This is a genomic window from Streptomyces sp. NPDC002690, assembly GCF_053592415.1.
In genome coordinates, this window is the sequence record NZ_JBSFVR010000591.1 from 1 (window position 1) to 2,875 (window position 2,875).

General features: G+C 77.2%; 1 protein-coding gene. It reads right to left on the bottom strand.

Annotated features, from left to right (window positions below; translation table 11 throughout):
* The coding region (locus ACWD3D_RS35590; protein WP_451464812.1) for a trypsin-like peptidase domain-containing protein at positions 1 to 2,623 on the bottom strand (2,623 nt) is incomplete at its 3' end.
* Between the last annotated feature and the right edge of the window lie 252 nt (positions 2,624 to 2,875).

The following is a 2,875-nucleotide window of genomic DNA, read 5'->3' on the forward strand; positions in this document are numbered from 1 at the left end:
CCACCGCGCACAGGACGTCATGGCCGGTCAGCACGCCCGGCTGCAGGCGCCCCGTGACGCGTACGACGCAGCTGTTCCCGTCAGGGTCGGCGAGGGCGAGGAGGAGCTCCGCGGCGCAGGGGTGCGGGGTGTCCACCAGCGCCTCGGTGAGGTCGTCCGGGGCGAGTGCGCGGCGCGCGTACAGCAGGGTCTGCGCGGCGGTGGCGACCGTGGGCCGCCGGTCCGGCGGGCCGTCCGCGCAACCGTCGGAGCCGTCCGCGCGCAGCGGGCGCTCGTCGACGAACCAGCCGCAGAGCAGCCGCCGCACCACCGCCGGGTCGGCGGTCAGCAGGCGGTCCGCCGCGTCGAGGAAGCTCTCCTGTCCGTCGCGTCCCGGAGCCCCGTCGGCGGGCATCAGCATCCGCAGCAGATCGGTACGGTCCTCCAGGGGAAGCCGTAGCCGCGGCCAGAACCAGGGGTCGAACGCGGCGTACGCCCCGCCTCGTACGGCCCCGTCCGAGGCGGCGGCCCGGGTGATCCGGCCGGCGAGCACCCGCAGCACCCCGGCGTAAGGGCGGGCGTCGGCGACCTTGAGGAGCGTCTCGCGCAGCAGGCGGGCGGCCCACCACGCGGCGTCCTCGTGGCCGGGACGCTCCGGGCCGCCGTCCGGTGCGCGGGCGCCGAGGCGGTCCAGCGCCTCGATCAGGTCGGCCATCAGGTGCGCGAGCGCGGCGTCGCCGTGGCGCCTGCCGACGAGCAGCAGCGCCTGGACGACCGGTCCGATGCGGTGGCGGGGTACGGGCAGGTGCCGCGAAGGCCCCGGGCCCCCGGCCGCCCCGTCGTCGGCGTGCCAGCGGTGCACCAGGAAGCCGAGGGCCGCGTCCAGGTCGAGGTGGGCGCCCTGCACCCAGTCGCCGACCTCCTCGTGGGAGAAGCGGTAGCCCTCGCCGGCCGGCACGAGGACGCCCTCGGCCAGGACGGCCGAGGCCCAGCCGGTACGCCGGGGGAAGAGCTCCTCGAAGGCGGCCGGGTCCAGCTCCCCCTGCCCGGGGCCCAGGCATCGGCGGGCCGCCTCGTGCAGCTGGCCCGCCACCCGCGCGGCGAGTCTGCGCACGGCGGTGCCGCCCATGGGCGGATCGGCGGGAGCCGCGATCCGCGCGGCCATCCGGGCGCAGGTCAGGTCGAGGTGGGCGGCGAAAACGTCATCGGTGTCCGGGCTGCCCGGCACGTCGGGCGGCAGCACCGCGCGGATCTCGGCGAGGAGCCGCAGGGTCAGCGGGTGGCGGTCGTGGCCCGCCGCGACGGCTCCCTCCGCGATGCCGTACCGCTCCCTGGCCAGGACGGCCCGGGCCCGGTCGAGATCGGTCAGCAGCAGACAGGGCGGCAGCCCGGCGGTGGGGCGCGCGGGGTGGTGCAGAACTCCCGGCGGGTGGAGCGTCCCCGCCGTCTCCCAGTGCTCGGGGCGGCAGGCGACCACCATGCGGACCTCGTGCGCGCGGAGCCAGCCCGCACTGGCGGAGGTCCATCCGGCGAGCCTGCGGGCAAGGGCGGGCGGCATCTCCTCGGGCCCGTCCAGCAGGACGAGCAGGGGCCGCCCGGACCGGGCTGCGAGGGCGGCGATCCGCTCGGGGGTGGCGCCGGCCGTGTCCTCGGGGGCCGGAGGGCCGTCCGCCTCGCCCACGGCGCGAGCGGACCGTTCCAGGGTCCGGGCGACCGCGTCGGCCACCGAGAGGTCGCCCGCCAGCAGGTCGGCACCGCGCAGCCAGAGGGTGGGCTTGCGGACGTCCGTCCCCGCCCGGCGGGCGGCGAGAGCGGCGAGTTCGGTGGTGCGGCCGGTGCCGGGGGCGCCGACGAGGCCGAGGACGGTCGCGGTACCGCTCCCGAAGGCGTCGAGCTCGGCGGCGATGTCCTCGCGGTCGACGGGGCGTGGGTGCGGGCCCCGCCCGGCGGAGCGGGTGGCGCCCACGGAGGCGGCGGTGAGCCGGAGGGCGCCCGCCAGGTTGAGATCGGGGCCGTGGCCGGGGACGGTGAGAGCGTTCCGTTCCAGGAGCTCGTCGAGCCGGCCGCCGTCGCCCGGGTGCAGCAGGACGGCGAGCCCCGCAGCCTCGTGCCCGGCACGCAGCGCCGGGCAGAGCACGCCCAGGACGGCCCCGGTACGCGGATCGGTGACGGGTCCGCCGATCGCGGCGCCGCCGGAGCGCAGCGCGTCGCGGCCGTCCGTGCCGACGGCGAGTTCCAGCGCGTCCACCTGGTGCCGGTGGCCGTCCCGGGTGGTGTACGTGGCCGGGGTGGTACCGAGAACGCGGGCCTGACGGATGCCGTGCGCGGCGATGTGGACGTACGCCCCCGGCTCCGCGCGTTCGGGCGCCGCGACGGGCAGGGGTTCCAGACCGAGCGCCGTGGTGTCCGCGGTGTGCAGCAGCGCGAGGCCGAGCGCGGGCAGCGGGAGGATGCCGTCGGGGTCCACCGGACGGGTCAGGCCGTCCGTCCCCCGCAGGAGAAGGGGCCCGCCCGCGACAAGGCCGTCGAGGACCTGGTGGCTGGTCACGACGGTGCCCCGGTCGTCGGCCAGGAATCCGGTGCCCCGGGGCCGGCCGGCCTGGTCGCAGATCCTCACCAGCGTCGTACGGTCCCCGCTACCCATGTTCAGAAGGTAGGCGGGCGGAGCCGGGGCGATAGACCAGAAAGGGTGAATGCGCCCCTTCACGCCCCTGCTTCACTCCGAGCGCCCGTCCATTGGGGTGAGTTCCGGGGTCCTCGTGGACAGAGTGCTCGGCGGAGGGGGGTTCGTGGAGAGCCGGGGGGTCAGCTCCACGACCACCGGGGTGCTGGACGTCCTGGAGATCCGCAACCCGAGCCTGCGGGAGCGGCTGCTCGCCGTCGACCCGGGTGCCGC